The 14,530-nt window shown below is 67.2% G+C and carries 17 protein-coding genes and 1 pseudogene; 5 read left to right on the forward strand and 13 right to left on the reverse strand.

The window, feature by feature from the left end:
• Positions 1-184: 184 nt before the first annotated feature.
• From AB0367_RS34900 to AB0367_RS34920, 5 genes are all read right to left on the reverse strand, one after another.
• Positions 185-508, reverse strand: a complete 324-nt coding sequence (locus AB0367_RS34900; RefSeq protein ID WP_366230775.1) for a GNAT family N-acetyltransferase — start codon at positions 506-508, stop codon at positions 185-187.
• Positions 509-796: 288 nt separating this feature from the next.
• Entirely contained in the window at positions 797-2,347 is a 1,551-nt protein-coding gene (locus AB0367_RS34905; RefSeq protein WP_366230776.1) for an APC family permease, read from the reverse strand.
• Positions 2,348-2,443: 96 nt separating this feature from the next.
• On the reverse strand, positions 2,444-3,280 hold the full coding sequence (locus AB0367_RS34910) for a GPP34 family phosphoprotein (RefSeq protein WP_366230777.1): 837 nt from the start codon (positions 3,278-3,280) through the stop codon (positions 2,444-2,446).
• 883 nt (positions 3,281-4,163) lie between these two features.
• Complete coding sequence (locus AB0367_RS34915; RefSeq protein ID WP_366230807.1) at positions 4,164-4,829, reverse strand: helix-turn-helix transcriptional regulator; 666 nt, start codon at positions 4,827-4,829, stop codon at positions 4,164-4,166.
• Between the two features lie 146 nt (positions 4,830-4,975).
• Complete coding sequence (locus tag AB0367_RS34920) at positions 4,976-6,184, reverse strand: helix-turn-helix transcriptional regulator (RefSeq protein WP_366230778.1); 1,209 nt, start codon at positions 6,182-6,184, stop codon at positions 4,976-4,978.
• Positions 6,185-6,253: 69 nt separating this feature from the next.
• On the opposite strand from AB0367_RS34920, the gene AB0367_RS34925 reads away from it, so the two are divergent.
• Positions 6,254-6,961, forward strand: a complete 708-nt coding sequence (locus AB0367_RS34925) for a haloacid dehalogenase-like hydrolase (protein WP_366230779.1) — start codon at positions 6,254-6,256, stop codon at positions 6,959-6,961.
• A gap of 571 nt (positions 6,962-7,532) precedes the next feature.
• Complete coding sequence (locus AB0367_RS34930) at positions 7,533-7,658, forward strand: hypothetical protein (RefSeq protein ID WP_366230808.1); 126 nt, start codon at positions 7,533-7,535, stop codon at positions 7,656-7,658.
• 177 nt (positions 7,659-7,835) lie between these two features.
• Here AB0367_RS34930 and AB0367_RS34935 read toward each other — a convergent pair.
• The 7 genes and pseudogenes from AB0367_RS34935 to AB0367_RS34965 all read right to left on the reverse strand — a co-directional run.
• Positions 7,836-8,009 (reverse strand): annotated as a pseudogene (locus tag AB0367_RS34935) (helix-turn-helix transcriptional regulator); the annotation flags it as partial.
• Between the two features lie 72 nt (positions 8,010-8,081).
• The gene (locus AB0367_RS34940; protein ID WP_366230780.1) at positions 8,082-8,669 is read right to left on the reverse strand and encodes a class IV adenylate cyclase; all 588 of its coding nucleotides are present in this window, start codon (positions 8,667-8,669) and stop codon (positions 8,082-8,084) included.
• Positions 8,670-8,697: 28 nt separating this feature from the next.
• Positions 8,698-9,345, reverse strand: coding sequence for a hypothetical protein (locus AB0367_RS34945; protein WP_366230781.1), 648 nt, complete (start codon positions 9,343-9,345; stop codon positions 8,698-8,700).
• Positions 9,263-9,835: a hypothetical protein gene (locus AB0367_RS34950; RefSeq protein WP_366230782.1), complete on the reverse strand. Its 573-nt coding sequence runs from the start codon at positions 9,833-9,835 to the stop codon at positions 9,263-9,265. The genes AB0367_RS34945 and AB0367_RS34950 overlap by 83 nt, the downstream gene beginning before the upstream one ends.
• A gap of 61 nt (positions 9,836-9,896) precedes the next feature.
• Positions 9,897-10,763 (reverse strand): radical SAM protein, encoded by an 867-nt coding sequence (locus AB0367_RS34955; protein ID WP_366230783.1) that lies wholly within the window; start codon positions 10,761-10,763, stop codon positions 9,897-9,899.
• Between the two features lie 142 nt (positions 10,764-10,905).
• On the reverse strand, positions 10,906-11,598 hold the full coding sequence (locus tag AB0367_RS34960) for a haloacid dehalogenase-like hydrolase (RefSeq protein WP_366230784.1): 693 nt from the start codon (positions 11,596-11,598) through the stop codon (positions 10,906-10,908).
• A gap of 146 nt (positions 11,599-11,744) precedes the next feature.
• The gene (locus AB0367_RS34965; protein WP_366230785.1) at positions 11,745-11,936 is read right to left on the reverse strand and encodes a hypothetical protein; all 192 of its coding nucleotides are present in this window, start codon (positions 11,934-11,936) and stop codon (positions 11,745-11,747) included.
• A gap of 15 nt (positions 11,937-11,951) precedes the next feature.
• Between AB0367_RS34965 and AB0367_RS34970 the strand changes: the two genes are divergently transcribed.
• On the forward strand, positions 11,952-12,524 hold the full coding sequence (locus tag AB0367_RS34970; RefSeq protein WP_366230786.1) for a hypothetical protein: 573 nt from the start codon (positions 11,952-11,954) through the stop codon (positions 12,522-12,524).
• A gap of 7 nt (positions 12,525-12,531) precedes the next feature.
• The gene (locus AB0367_RS34975; RefSeq protein WP_366230787.1) at positions 12,532-12,924 is read left to right on the forward strand and encodes an NUDIX domain-containing protein; all 393 of its coding nucleotides are present in this window, start codon (positions 12,532-12,534) and stop codon (positions 12,922-12,924) included.
• On the opposite strand, the gene AB0367_RS34980 is transcribed toward AB0367_RS34975, so the two are convergent.
• Positions 12,912-13,475, reverse strand: coding sequence for an HD domain-containing protein (locus tag AB0367_RS34980; RefSeq protein WP_366230788.1), 564 nt, complete (start codon positions 13,473-13,475; stop codon positions 12,912-12,914). The genes AB0367_RS34975 and AB0367_RS34980 overlap by 13 nt on opposite strands.
• Before the next feature lie 287 nt (positions 13,476-13,762).
• Here AB0367_RS34980 and AB0367_RS34985 point away from each other — a divergent pair, with 287 nt between their 5' ends.
• A complete protein-coding gene (locus AB0367_RS34985) occupies positions 13,763-14,461 on the forward strand; it encodes a carbamoyltransferase C-terminal domain-containing protein (protein ID WP_366230789.1) in 699 nt (232 codons plus the stop codon).
• Positions 14,462-14,530 lie beyond the last annotated feature (69 nt).

Raw genomic sequence — 14,530 nt, forward strand, 5'->3', positions numbered from 1 at the left:
TGGGGCCGCCCACGATGGGTCCAGACCCCCTTCGGGCGGCTCCGGGCGGGAGAAACGGTTACGGCACGGGCGCCGGACCCGCCGTGTGGTCCGCTGCGGCACACCAGTACCTGGCTGTCCGGAACCGCAGCCTGCTGTGCTGATGGGACGCCGCGTATGCGGAGGGACGCGCAGGCGGCTTCGGTCATTGGGGCCGGCGCAGCATCGGGTACAGGGCTGGCCCGTCACCGATGTGGAACGGTTCGTTCTCGACATAGCCGTGGCGGGCGTACAGGGCGGCGTTGCGCCGTCCGGTGGCCTCCAGATATGCCGGTAGCCGATCGTCCCGGTCGCTGCGGTGCTGGTGGGCCTGCAGCAGACGGCTGCCGATGCCGTGGCCCTGCCGGTACGGGGCCACCCCGAGGAACGCGAGGTAGTCGTGCCGCATGCCGTCCGGGTGGGCTTCGTGCATGTCCTCGTCGAGCTGAAGGAACCGGCCGAGCGCCGGGCCGCAGGCGCGCCAGCTCAAGGTCGTAGTCGGCGATGTCGGGCTCGAACTTGCCGTCGATGCGGGCCCAGAGCGCGGCGCCGGACCGGTCGTCGGCGACGTCTACGGTGCCGTTGTCGAAGAACCACGGCGTGACCAGCGCGAAGTACCGGCGGTAGACGTCCACCCGTTCGGCACGGTCGGGCACCAGCCAGCGGGCGACGTCGGTGTCGTCCAGCGCCGCGGCGAGCACCGCGATCACCGCCGGCAGATCCTCCGGTCTCGCTGGCCGGATCGCCGGAACCGCGGTGGTCTGGATGTCGGTACCGGTCATCGCGCCGCCGCCGGTTCCGCGCGGTGGGCCGCACCGCCGTCGGATTGCCCGGCGAGGAGGTCGGCGCTGGCGCCTTGGCCGATGCCGCGGTAGACGGCCGGACTGGTGGCACGCAGGACGGCCGCCCAGCCGGCGCCGACGACCGCGGCGGTCGCGAACGCGGCGGGGAAGATCCACCGCCACAGGCTGTCGGCGGCGACACCGAGGAGAGTGTCGAACTCCCACAGCGTCACGATCAACACGACGAGCAGGACCAGGAACCCGAGGACCGGGGCGACGAACCGCCGCCACGCCGGCACCCGCGCCACCTCGCCGGTGCGGTGGCGCACGAAGTACACCACGACGGCGAGGGAGGTGATGGTCATCAGGATGAGCACCCCGAACCCGCCGGTGACCGTCCACCAGAAGAAGAAGAACAGGTAGACGAACGGGTCGAGGCCGGTGACGGCGAACACCGCCAGGACCGCGATCGCGAGCATCGACTGCGTGAGCGAACCCCACAGCGGTGCCCGGAACCGCCGCCCGGCGGTGCCGAACCAGCCGGGCAGGACCCGTTCCCGGCCGAGGGAGAAGGTGTAGCGGGCGGCGGTGTTGTGGAAGGACAGCAGCGCCGCGAACAGGCTGGTGATGAACAGGCCGTGGCCGAGGTCCAGCCAGATCTTCGCCATATGCGGGTCCACCAGGGTGAACATCGTCTCCGAGCCGTGCTCGGCGGACAGGGCGATGATGTTGGCCGGGCCGGCGGCGACGGACATCGCCCACGAGCAGAACGCGTACAGCAGCCCGATGATGATCAGCGACAGGTACGTGGCGCGTGGGATGTTGCGCTTGGCGTTGCGGGTCTCCTCGCTGTAGACGGCGGTGGACTCGAACCCGACGAACCCGGCCACCGCCGTGGCGAGCGCAGCGCCGGTGCCGGCGCTGAACAGCTGCGACGGGTTGAGGGTGTCATAGGTGACCGTGCCGCCCGCCGGGTGCAGGACCTCAACGACGGCGAAGAGCAGCGCGATGACGACCTCCGCGCCGAGCAGCACACCGAGCACGGCCCCGCTGAGTTCGATGCTGAGCACGCCGAGCACCGCGATGACCGCCCAGCCGATCGCGGCGACCAACCACCAGGCCAGGTCCACACCCCAGCGGTCCTTGAGGAAGCCGCTGGCGACCGCCCCGAACCCGCCGTACAGGCCGATCTGCATGAAGTTGTAGGCCAGGACGGCGACGCCGGCGGCGCCGAGACCGGTGATCCGGCCCAGCCCTTGGGCGACGTAGGCGTAGAACGCGCCGGAGTTGACGATGTGCCGCGACATTTCGGTGTAGCCGACGCTGAACACGCCCAGCGCGACGGCCATGGCGACGTACGCGTCCGGGATGCCGAGCACCTCGGTGACAGCCCAGCCCGCCGTCGCGCCGCCGCCGATGACGGTGAACGGCGCCGCGGCGGCGATCACCATCAGAATGACGGTGAGGACGGTGAGCTTGTTGCGGTTCAGCGCCGAATCGACCTTGCTGACGTAGCCGCCTGGCGGCGGCATCGTTGCGACGGACATGAGATCTCCCGTGAGGTGAGGGGAAGGGGTGCACCGGGCCGGCCGCGGACGGCACGGATCAGCACCGGCGGCTTTCGCGTGGTGCTGCAGCGGACTTCAGCGCCGGCCCATGACCTTGTTGCCGATCACGGCCCTGGTCTCCTGGACCAGCGCCTGAACATCCGAATGTGCCTGCTGGAAGAGGTGGGTGAAGTAGTCCAGCGCCGCCTGACCACCCCAATCCACGATCTTCGGCAGCAGACCGGTCGCGTCCGCGATACCGAGGAGGTGCACGTCGCGCGGATCGAGCGGCCTTCGCTGCCCCAGGCCGGTCGCCAGCCTCGCTCGCGGCCAGACGTAGTCATTGGCGTCAGTAGGTAGGTAGTACGTGTAGCGGCGCAGCAGCCGCCGGCCTTCATGCGGCAGCAAATGGTTACCAGCGACCAGACGCCGAGCGACCCGGTCGTAGGCTTCCATCGACAGATACGTCAGCCAGGTCCGCACATCGCGTGGTTTCCGCTCGCCGCGGATGTCGTCCAACACAGCATGCGCCAGGGCGTCGCCGGGCAGCGGCCCGCCGCGCACCACCAGCAGCCCGTGCTCCACGGCGATCCAGCCCAGCCAGCCCAACTCCCCGAGCAACGCCGAAGCCAGGCCGATACGCGCGGCGTCGTCATCGAGCAACAGACCACCGGTACGGTCGTCATGGCACAGCCGGAAGAAATCGTCCGCAAGCGGCTCCACGGACCGCCCTGCAGTGCTCATGGTCATCCCGCTTTCCGCCAGCGCGGCATCCGGGTGCTGCCGCCGTCGGGACTCTGTTGATGGTGTGCCGGGTCGTGGCTGGGCACGCCCGACGATCGGCAAGCTCTGCGTCGGTACGGCAGCGAAAGCCCGGTGGAAGGTGGCCGCTGCGATGGGCGCGGTCCGGACCGGCGCGGTAACAGCGTTCATGGACGGCCATCCCCGACGGTGGGCGGATCGGCATGCTGGTATCGCAGCGGGCCCATGGAGGATGGAGACGCGACTGGCACCCTGACGCCGCACGAGCGTGCGTCGTACCTGGCGCTCCATCGGCGGATCCATGAAGCGGAACTCGCCGCGATCAACTGCTCGGCAACCGGACGCACCCGGCGCGCACCGCGCCGGGCGGACCGGCACTCGACATCGGCGCACCCATGCTCCAGCTGCGGGTCCTCGCGATGACGGGCGACCAAGTCGACCCCAAACCGCCATAGCACCAGGCCCGCGATGTTCGCCGGAGGACGGAACACGGGTTGGACGGACACTGCCATGCGCATCAACGCGACCTTCCCGCCTGTGGTGTGGACAATGGCGGTTCGAGATGCGATGGCGTGCCGACTGCGTGGTCTGCCGGCACGCCACCGCGACACCTGTGGGGCCAGTGGATCGAGCCCATCAACACCGCAGGTGGGCACAGCCGGACCGCCTGCTCCTCGCCCAAGGAACGTGGGCGCCGGCCGTGAACTTGCTGGCCGAAGGCGGACGGCGTCATCGCAAGCACCCGTCCCCGGCCAAGTCGACAAGCCTCGGGTGCGCTGGAGGCGCGAGCGCCTCGGTGCACCCGGCATAGGTCGATGGCTCGTAGCTGCAGCGCTACGGCCACGGCAGCCGCCGTCGTGGCCTCATCCACTGCGTCCCCTCCCAGCCAGCTCCCCGGTGGCATCCTGCTGAAGCCACGACATGCGATAACCTTCGACGATCCCGCTCGATGTCCGCGTGCCCGTCCGCCAGCACGCTCGGCACAGCAGGTCCTGTGTCTGCTTCGCGCACTTGCGCCTCTATTCCGCCAACCCACCAGCCGGTTGACCAGACGCTATGGCGGTACAAGCAGCACGGCAGCGCCTTGTACCACCCGGGGCCGTCCATGCCTGCGAATCGCCGAGGCCGACCTACGCGCAGACGGCTCGGAGCACATCGCGCGATCTTGCCGAGCGCGGTCGGCGCTGGCGCGAGGCGGGGTGCGCCTGGTGACGGACGCTGGCGGAGGCGCGACGGGCCGACGGGCCGACGGCGGGCGGCCCTTCGGCTGACGTAGCGGTGCAGCGACGCCAGTTCGCGTATGCCAGCCACGGTCTTCAGGGCGGTCCACGATCAGGATCGCCCAGAGGATGACGACGCGGACCACCAGCCGCTCGGCCGAGTCACGCTGCGGTGCACTCGTTGCGCGGCGTGCCGAACATGACGTCGGCTGCGGCGGGGTGGTGATCGGTGCCGAGCACCATGCCGCGTACAGCTGACCGTCGGCGTCGAGTGCCTGATCAGCCGCCCGGGCGAATGCCTCGCTCGCGCGGCGACAGCCGTTCTCGACCAGGTTGACCAGGGAACGCGAGTACAGGATGCGTGCGGCGAGAGCCGCCTGCGACAGCTGCCGGGTCGCGCGCCACTCGCGCAGCGACGCTCCGAAGTCCGCCTCGCGGCCGGATGCCGGCGAGATCGTCACGACGGGCGCCCGGCTGTTGGAAGGTGCAGCATCCATCATGTCGTCCTCACGGCCTTGACTTGCGCCAGCCCAGGTCAGTGGCAGACGCGGATTCGCAACGCCGAGACGATATGCACCGCAATGGATGGCATGAGTCACCAACGGTGAGGGACACTGCCTGTGTCCCTCACCTACCGGACAGCGAGTTACGGTGTCAGGCTCGCCGCTTCCAGCAGCGGTTCGAGGTCAGGGCGAATCGCCGCAGTGGACCGGACGCTGAGCTGCCGCAACGTCTCCCTGGCGATCGGGTTGTAGCGCAGCTCGTCGGGCGAGTCGCGCAGCACCCGGCCCATCATGTGCACCGCGGCGACCGGGTTGTCCCGGCGGGCGAAGCACCGCGCCGCGTCGATGTGGAACGTCAAGCACCGCTCCACCGAGGCTGCGTTCCGGGCATCGGTCCGCTCGATGAGGTCGAGCGCCTCGCGTGTGCGACCGAGCTCGATCGCGGTAGAGATCCGGTGCAAGGCGACGTTCGTCGGGCCGAACACCATCCGGTGATAGTTGGTCTCACCGACCCGGGCGGCGATCGCCGCGGCCCTGTCGAGCAGCCCCCACGCGTCGCCGGCGTCGTCCTCGCGGGCCGCCTCCGTAGCACCCAGCAGGTGCAGCCCTCCGAACACGGCGAGCCGAGCCGGTGCTGAATCATCACTCAGCAAAGGAACGAGCTGTTCCATCGCCTTACGGACCACGCTACGCGCCTGCTCGGTCTTGCCCTGCGCCGACAGGATCATGGCCAAGTTCCATGAGGCAGCCCCGGCCAGGTCAGGATCATCGGCATCCAGCGCGTACGCAACCGCCCGATCAGCCACCACCCAGGACAGGTCGTACTCGCCGACCCGCTTGGTCCAGGTGCGCGCCAGCTGGTACACCGAACTGGCCAGCGCGAGCGCCTCCCGCCGTTCCTCGCCGGCCGAGGCGTTCACCTGGGCCTGCGCCAGACTGATCACCTCGGTGAGGTACTGCCCGACCGCGTCGTACCGGAACGTGGAGGGCTCCTGCCACGTGCTCCACGCCCTACCAGCGAGGCGGCGCAGCCGCTCCATACCGACCGGTTCAACGCCGTGCCCGCGCTCGAGCACCGCCGTGCGGACCGCCTCGGCGGATGGATGACCACGTCTACCGTCCGGCATCAGCGGCATCGGCACCCCGGTCAGGTCCCGCAGGTCGGACACCCGCAGCACCTGCGCGAACAGCACCAGCTGCGCGAACCGGGTCACCGGCCGGGTACCCGCTTCGATCTTCTTCATCATCGACAGCGAGATGCCAACCAGGCCGGCCAGCTCATCCTGAGTGAGACCGCGGCGCTGGCGATACTGCGCGATGCGCTGCCCGATCGCCCACTCGTCAATCTCCACACCGTCACCCCCGTACGAATCGGGACCGGCTTTCCCAGCAGGCTACGCGCACCCTGGCAAAATCAGAGGATGATCCTCAATCGATCCGCCCGCCGGCTGATCCTCTGGGACGTCGACCATACCCTCATCGAAACCCGCGGCCTGGGCGGCGAACTGTACGCGAACGCCTTCCAGACCGCCACGGGGCACCGCATGGTCGAAAAGGCCGACGTAACCGGGCAAACCGAACCATCGATCCTCACCGCGACCCTGCGCCTGCACGGCATCGACGAGAATGAGCCGTACCTCTCCCGCTACCAGGCCGAACTGCCCGCCGAGTACGACCGGCACCGCGACGAACTGGCCCGCCGCGGCCGGGTCCTGCCCGGGGCGACAGCAACGCTCGCGGCCCTCGCCGCTGAGCCCGGCCTGGTGCAAGCGGTGCTGACCGGCAACCTGCGCGACGTCGCACGGATCAAGCTCGAGGTCTTCGGCCTGGACCGCTATGTCGACCTCGACGTCAGCGCCTACGGTGACGACGATGCCGACCGTCCCAAACTCGTCGCCATAGCCCGGCGCCGAGCCGCGGCCAAGTACAGCACCGCCTTCGACCACGACAACACGATCGTGATCGGCGACAGCCGACACGACATCACCACCGCTCTTCACGGAGGCGCCTACGCCATCGGCGTCGCCTCAGGAAACGAGTCCGTCGACCAGCTTCGCAGCGCAGGCGCCACGGTCTCCTGGCAGGACCTGACGGACACCGCCGCGATCGTCGAATTCCTCACCACGTAGGGAGGCGCGAGATTGTGGACGGAAGGTCCAGTGAATGTCGCCTTCGGTGCTGATGCGCGTTGTGGGGAGGCGGACGGGGAGGCCCACCTGGCGCAGCTGCCGCCGACCAGCACGACGTAAACCGTGTCGGGCGTTCCGCACGACGCAGCGCCGTTGATCGCGCACGTTGTGCCAGCCCGCTGTACACAGGACTCAGTGATGACACTACGGTCCGCTGAGCACGGAGATCGACATTCGTCTCCACCGAGGCGTCATGTGCGAGCGACTCGGCCGTCGCGGCAGCATGGAGGTCTTGCGTTGTGCCATCGGTTGCATGCTGCCGCGCATACGTGGTGGACAGTCGGGCAGCAGCGTCGTACCACTCGTCAGCCTCGCCGACTCTTCCCAGCATGACCAGCGCGTCGGCGGTCAGTTTTGCGAATCGGGCAGCTACGACCGTCAACCTTTCGTGCAAGTCGCCGACGACCGGCCATTGCAGCAGGGCGCTACAGTCGCTCAGGCCGAGAGCTGCCGTGCAGACCATCTCCTCCCATGAGGTGTCCTGACCGTAGCATTTGATCAGGTCCGCGCATTGTTGCTCGAGTTCATCGAGTCGCCAGCGCACATCGCCTGGCTCCAGATCGGCAAGGAGCGTACGAAGAAGATCATCGAGTGCGAGCTGCACCGCGTCGAACGCCTCGTCGCGACTGCAGGGTGACTTCGAAAGGGCGCGGCGGAGACGACAAGATGCGTTCGCCGAGGTGGACGACTGCCGACGCCGGGCCGGGTGTTGCCGCGCGCTGTCCACTCGCTCTCGTTCGATCGCAGTAAACAGGTTTCGCAGGACACCCCCGGCTGCGAGCGTCGACTCAGCGCGTTCGACGAAGTCTGCCGTCGGACGACGTTCGCCGCGCTCGATCAGCGCCACGTACTCACGACTGAAGAAGGTGGCGGCGCCAAGTTCGCGCTGGCTCAGGTGTCGCTGTTGACGCCACCGACGAAGCTGACTGCCGAACGTGGCCGGCTCTGACGGCGTGTCGAGCGTATGCGACCCCGCCGAATCGGGCATCACGAATCATTCTCCGTTGCAACAGGGGGACCGCTCGGGGTTCGTCGCGATAGGCGGCGTTGCACGCTCGAATTACCGCCCGTGGGCGCCATCGATGTTTGAGCCGCTGTGCTCAGCGTCGGTGAAGAGGAGGGTGGGTTCCGCGAGAATGTCGCGGCCGGTTTCGCTTTTGTAGATCTCGTCGACGCTGCCGAACCGGGCTTCGGAATAATCCAGCTCCAGCAGGTCAGCGGCGTGGCGGACCGATGCCTCGTCGGGTCCCTCGATCTCGATGAAGGTCGGCAAGTCGGGCCAGGTGTCAACGTCAAAAATGATCTCTCCTAGCCGCCACTCCTCGCGGTAGTTCTCCTGGTATCGGACCTCGCGCATACCGAGGCACCGCAGGATCTCGGCCATCGCGTGGAGGTCGGCGACCTCGGTTTCGATTTCGGTGGTGCCATCGATCGTGGTGGCGTCTGTGACTTGTTTGAGTGTCAGCGTCGAGCGGGTGCCTTCGTTGCGCAGGCGGACCCACGCGCCTGTATCGAGAGTGTCGTTTTCGAAGATCTTCCGCGTGAGGAGGGTCCGGGGAAGCGCTTGGACGGCGCCAAGTGAGATCAGCTTCGCCTTTAGGCCGGCGACGTCGATGCGGAGGAATTTGGCTTCGTACTCGTGCCTCATGATGCCCCTTCTTGGCATGCAGATTGGACTACTCCGGGGCGCGGGTCGCGAGGATCAGGCCCATGCGGTGCGTGTGGTCGTAGGGCTGACCGATATGTGCCCGCTCGGTGAATTCGTCGGTTTGCAGGGTCAGCATAATGTTCCAGAAGCTCGCGAAGTAGCGGCGCAGGTCCTCAGAAGTCGTGTAATTCTCGATCATGTGGTGCGACGGCTCGTTCGGCATCATGAATTCCGCACCGAACAAGCCGTTCGGGAGTACCAAGTGCTGCATGCGGGTGATGAAGTCGGCCAGCGGGCGGTGGTGGTTGGCACTGTAGTGCCATGAGCAGCTAGTCCAGACCGCTTCACAAATAGTTCCAAGCGGTTCGGCGTCGAGAAAGTCTTGATCGACGATTTGCACACGGTCGTGGAAAGCTTCGAGCTTGAGCCGATCTAGGAGTCCCATCGCGTAGGTGCTGACGTCACCCGGCAGGTGGACGTTGCCGCCATACAGCGCCTGTGGATCCCGTTCTATGGCGATGACCCGGTAGCCGGCGGCAACCAACGGAAGGACAAACTTGCCGTCGCTCGCGCCCACGACCGCGACGGTGGCGTTAGGAGCAGCGTGCTCCTTCAGCCGCGCCAGGAACTGCGGGAAGAACGTGAGCGTGTGTTCCCAAAGACTCTGTGTCTGCACGGCAGGGGGCTCCTTGCGTACCGGTGACGAGGATGGCGTTGACGACCTGCTCGGGCTCGAGCCCGGTGGTGTCAACCCGGTGCATCGGGAACTGGGCATACGCGGCGGTGATCCGGTCGGTGAGGCTCTCGCCGAGTTCGTCCCAGCGGGACGTCGGCTTGTTCCGTTGGGCCAGACGACGCTGGCGTTCGTCTTCCGCGCACACCAACTGGTAGGTCACCGGCTGGGGGAGGTCGAGCGGCAGCATGACGTCCAGCCGGGTCCCGAACGCTTGATGGTTAACGAGGCAGCGAGCCAGGTAGCTCTCTACGACGACGGGGATACCGGTAGACAGGTAGTGCTGTACATCCTCGATCGCGGTGAACAGCGCGGAGAGGTAGAAGCACATCCGCGCCTCAACGTTCTCCTGCGCGTCGATCTGCCGCCGCAACGGCTGATAGAACGACGGCACGGTCGGAACCAGCACGGCCTGGCGTGCAGCTGCCAGCATCGGCGCGATCGTTGACTTTCCGGTCCCCCGCAGGCCTTCAAGACACTCAAACGTGGGTGGGTCAGACACGGGCGTACACCACGTCGGGCACCGCGAGGGTCAATTCGTCGGTGGCGGAAGGTCGATGAACGATGTGGTCGGCCAGTTTGTCGTACCAGAAGGCATGCGAATCCTTCCCGACCGCCTTGCAGGACATGGTGAGCGCTCCACGCGGGTCCACCTCGATCCGGTCAATCGCCTCCGGCCGACCCGCGGGCGCACAGCTCTGAGGAGTCTCAGCGGCAGACAAGTCTTCATCGACGATGACCTCGATGGCCAGTTCAGCGGTCTGAAGCTGTTCGCGCAGACGTGCATAGGAGGCAAGATCGGTGACGAGGAGGTCGGGGTGGCTGGCGGCGTTGCCGACCGGTCGCAAGCAATGCAGTTTCAACTGCCGCGCGCCGAGGTCCTGGAGGGTGCGCGCGAGCGGCAGCACCTCGTCGAGGTTGCGGGAGGTGACTGTCATGGTCGCACCCGTGGCAACGCCGAGTTCGCGAGCGAAGGTGAGAGCGCCGAGAGCAGCTTGATAGCTGCCAACCTTGCGGATGCCGTCGTTGGTGGCACCGAGCCCCTCAAGTGAGATACGTAGCAGATCCAGGTATGGGGCGATCTCGGCGAGTCGACGCTCGATCCGGTAGCCGTTGCTGCAGATCTCGACCGTCAGGCCCAGCTCCTGCTTGGCGTACCGAACGACTCGGGTGAGGTCCTTGTAGACGAACGGCTCACCGCCGAGCACGGTGACGGATTCGGTGCCGTACTGGTCGCGCATCAGGGTGAGGAGGTTGATCGCTTCCGCTGGCGAGAACGCGTCGGCGTGCTTGAGACGCTCACCGTGGAAGCAATGTAGGCACTCGAAGTTGCATCGGTAGAGCAGTTGCAGGTACAGCATCCGGATCCTGTGGATCCCAGCGACTTCCCGAATCACCTGGGCCTCCCTCGGCGAGTTGCCTGGTTGGAGACCCGATCGTGGCCCGGCATGCGCGGACGGCATCACCGCGTACCCGGACGCCACGAGGACGTCCGGGACGTTTTCAGAAGGCTGCGGATGCCTCCAGCCGCGCAAGGAGTCCAACGGTGTCCGAAAGGTCAGGCAACACCACGGACGCGCCGGCACTCGCCAACTCCAGGGGGCTATGAATGCCGGTAGCCACCGCAATGATCCTTGAGCCTGTGACGAGAGCCGCCTCGACGTCCAGGGGCGTGTCACCGACCAGCACAAGTGGCGCGCCGTGCGGTAGGCCGCGATCACGCTGGATGCGCCTGCGAGCGACGGCAACAAGATCCGAACGCTGTACGGCGTCAGCCCCATAGGCTCCAACGGGTAGATCCAACAGCCGGTCGAGGTCAAAGGCCGATAGCTTCACCTGGGCATTGGCCGCGATATTGCCGGTCAATACCGATGACACCCAGCCGGCCTGGACCGAAGCCGCCTTCAGCGCCGCACGCACGCCCGGAAGTGTCGATCCACGCCTTGCCAACTCGTCGAGTCGATCCTGCCCAGCTCGCGCTAGAGCAACTTCGACCAGTTCCCACTCCGGCAGCGGGAGGTCATGCCGCAGGAACATGTTGCGCATGATCAGACGATCTGTACGACCTTCGGTCGAGGCTGCGGCAACCGGTGGGGCACCGGTCAATGCGGTGAACGCGGCAGCGTAGATCTCCTTGCTCACCCCCGCGTTGTCGATCAGCGTGTGGTCGATGTCCCACAGGACGATGAGCGGCATACCACCAGCGTATGCACCCTTTCACCCGTCAATGCCACCGATAGGTCCGATAACGTCCTTGCGCGCCGCCACCCGCCTCAGCTTGTATAACCTCTGTGAACGAGCGACTGCACTCGGTACTCGCCCAGCGTGGCGTCTCACCCGAGTCACTCGCCGAAGCCTGCGAAGTAGATCCGAAGACTGTCAGCCGTTGGCTCGGCGGTCGTCTGCCCCATCCAAGGCACCGCTTCCGAGCCGCTCAACACCTGCGTGTCGAGGCGACCTTTCTGTGGCCCGAGCCGCAGCTCCTGACAGAGCGGCGAACCGGCGGGTCCGCCGGCGAGTTCGTCGGCATCCATCAGAACCGGGCCAGCGTGCCGAGGGAGACTTGGCTCACGCTGCTGCAGGAAGCCCGCGCGCAGATCGACGTGCTCGTCTTCTCCGGCACCTTCTTCGCCCAGTCCAACCCGCAGGTCACCAGGATGCTCGCCGAGCGAGCGGCGGCCGGCGCCCGAGTGCGTCTGTGCTTCGGTGATCCTCATGGCCAGGCGGCTGCCATCCGGGGCAGGGAAGAGGGCATCGGTGACACTCTCGCCGCCAAGATCCGCGCCTCGCTCACCTACTACCGCCCGCTGCTGCTCGAAACCGGCTGCGAGGTACGGCTCCACGACACCACGCTCTACAACTCGCTCTTCCGATACGACGACAACCTGCTCGTCAACCCGCATGTCTTCGGCCAGCCGGCCAGCGCCAACCCGCTGATCCACCTCAAGCGAGTCGATGCCACCGGATGGTTCGACAACTACGCTCAAAGCTTCGAACTCGTCTGGGCCGGTGCGCGGCCGTGGACACCCGAGCAAGAGGAGGGGACTGCCATCCATGGGCAGGACGGAGTACTACCACGATCCCCGAGCGCCGAAGGCCAACACCCTCATCCCCGCCAGTAACCTGCTCGTGATCGACGACGACGGCGCCATCCTTCTGCAGCGTCGCCGCGACACCGGCCAGTGGGCCTTGCCCGGCGGCGCCCAAGACATCGGCGAGAGCGCAGCTCAGTGCGCGGTACGCGAGTGCCGCGAGGAAACCGGCATCGTCGCCGAGATCACCGGATTCCTCGGCGTCTACAGCAACCCGAACCACATCGTCGCCTACACCGACGGCGAGATCCGCCAGCAGTACGAGACCACCTACATCGGCCGCCCGATCGGCGGGCAACCCACGATCAACGACGAGGCCGACGGCGTCCGCTTCGTACGGCCGACGGACCTCGACCAGTACGACATCCACCCCAGCATGCGTCAGCAGATCGGTGACTACCTCGCCGGGACCTACCCCTACATCGGCTGAGCGGCCAGCGCAGCGTCCACTCGCCTCACCGCGGCGAAGATCTCTGGTGATGCTCGACGGATGAACCGCCCCACCACGCTGCCAGCGCCGTAACGGGCCAGGATTTCCGCCACCCGCGCCTCCGCAGTCGTCGGCTCCCCGTCGGGCGTCGTCGTCATGTCACACCACACCAGCGCGTCCACCAGCCGCTGATCCTCCAGCAGCGGGAACTCGGCCTCCAGCGCCCCTCGCAATCCGCGTTCCTCGGCCTCCAGCAGTGCGGACGAGTGATTCGCGACCAGCCGCACCAGCCGATCGTCTGCCCGATGGGCGTCACGCAGGAATCGGGCACCGTCGAGTGGGTGGAACCCGGTCGTGGCCAGCCGCGGCGCGTACCCGACGTCGTGCAACACTGCCGCCGAGGCGAGCAGCACACACTCGTCTTCGCGCAGCACCGCCATGAGCCTGACCGCACGCTGCGCGACGCCCAACGAATGCGCCCAACGTCGGGGCAGCGCCTCCGCGAGCTCCGTCTCGGCGACCGATCTCGCCCAATCGAGTTGGTTCCGCACACATGCCGTTGTACACCTCCCTGCGCTGGACAACCGAGTTCGCAGTGCACCTCCGCATGATCCGCAGCGCCGCCGTCAATGCCGCTTCGGGATGACCGCGTCAACAAGCGCGACCCAGTTCGCCTCGATGAACGCCTTGACGGCTGCCGGTTTCAGATCGACGGGCAGCGCGCCGTCCGTGCCAGGCACGACCTGGTCAAGGTCGTAGCCACCGCGACCGACGTCGGAGTACTCCGGTCCGCATCGCCGCTCGAGGTTGAACCACCTGCGCCAGCACCACGTCGCACATGTACAGCAGCCTGCCGACCTCCACCTTCAGCCCGGTCTCCTCCCGCGCCTCGTGTACCAGGGCCTCCTGGGCTGCGACTCTCGACCGCAACCGCATCCGCTATCGCGAGCACGGGGACGACATCGCCGACGTCACCGCGGAGCTGCTCGCCGAGGGGCACATCGTCGGCTGGTTCCAGGGAGCCGCCGAAACCGGACCCCGCGCCCTCGGGCACCGCAGTATCCTCGCCGACCCGCGCGACCCCGCCGCACGGGATCGGATCAATCGCGACGTCAAGCACCGCGAACTCTGGCGGCCCCTGGCACCCAGCATCCACGCCGACGCCCTCGCCCGCTACGTCCGCGACCCAGGCCCCGCCGAGTTCATGATCGTCGCCTATCCCGCCACCGACGAAGCCGCCGCCACCATCCCGGCCACCGTCCACGTCGACGACACCCTCCGTCCGCAAGCCGTCGACGGCCGGGCCAACCCCCGCTACGCGAGGCTCCTGACCACCTTCGGCGAACTGACCGGCATCCCGGCCGTGCTCAACACCTCGTTCAACCACGAAGCCGAACCGATCGTCTGCACCCCGGCCGACGCCCTGCGGACCTTCGCCAGCACCCCGCTGGACGCCCTCGCCATCGGCGGGTTCCTCGTCACCAAGGAGGGCGACCCACCACCCCACCCCCGACCGACCCAACCAGTTCGTCGCTAACGTTCCAACCACCGCAACACCGCCCACCGCGCTGGCTCGGCGACGCACCTAACGACCGCGAATCCGCTC

It is taken from the genome of Dactylosporangium sp. NPDC051484 (assembly GCF_040689395.1).
In the GTDB taxonomy this organism is placed as follows: domain Bacteria; phylum Actinomycetota; class Actinomycetes; order Mycobacteriales; family Micromonosporaceae; genus Dactylosporangium.

What these genes read in the sequence shown, in the direction of transcription:
- AB0367_RS34905 (WP_366230776.1), bottom strand. Translation starts at nt 2,347, where the DNA reads ATGTCCGTCGCAACGATGCCGCCGCCAGGCGGCTACGTCAGCAAGGTC.
- AB0367_RS34910 (WP_366230777.1), bottom strand. Translation starts at nt 3,280, where the DNA reads ATGAACGCTGTTACCGCGCCGGTCCGGACCGCGCCCATCGCAGCGGCC.
- AB0367_RS34915 (WP_366230807.1), bottom strand. Translation starts at nt 4,829, where the DNA reads ATGATGGATGCTGCACCTTCCAACAGCCGGGCGCCCGTCGTGACGATC.
- AB0367_RS34925 (WP_366230779.1), top strand. Translation starts at nt 6,254, where the DNA reads ATGATCCTCAATCGATCCGCCCGCCGGCTGATCCTCTGGGACGTCGAC.
- AB0367_RS34940 (WP_366230780.1), bottom strand. Translation starts at nt 8,669, where the DNA reads ATGAGGCACGAGTACGAAGCCAAATTCCTCCGCATCGACGTCGCCGGC.
- AB0367_RS34950 (WP_366230782.1), bottom strand. Translation starts at nt 9,835, where the DNA reads ATGCTGGCAGCTGCACGCCAGGCCGTGCTGGTTCCGACCGTGCCGTCG.
- AB0367_RS34955 (WP_366230783.1), bottom strand. Translation starts at nt 10,763, where the DNA reads ATGCTGTACCTGCAACTGCTCTACCGATGCAACTTCGAGTGCCTACAT.
- AB0367_RS34960 (WP_366230784.1), bottom strand. Translation starts at nt 11,598, where the DNA reads ATGCCGCTCATCGTCCTGTGGGACATCGACCACACGCTGATCGACAAC.
- AB0367_RS34965 (WP_366230785.1), bottom strand. Translation starts at nt 11,936, where the DNA reads ATGGATGCCGACGAACTCGCCGGCGGACCCGCCGGTTCGCCGCTCTGT.
- AB0367_RS34985 (WP_366230789.1), top strand. Translation starts at nt 13,763, where the DNA reads ATGTACAGCAGCCTGCCGACCTCCACCTTCAGCCCGGTCTCCTCCCGC.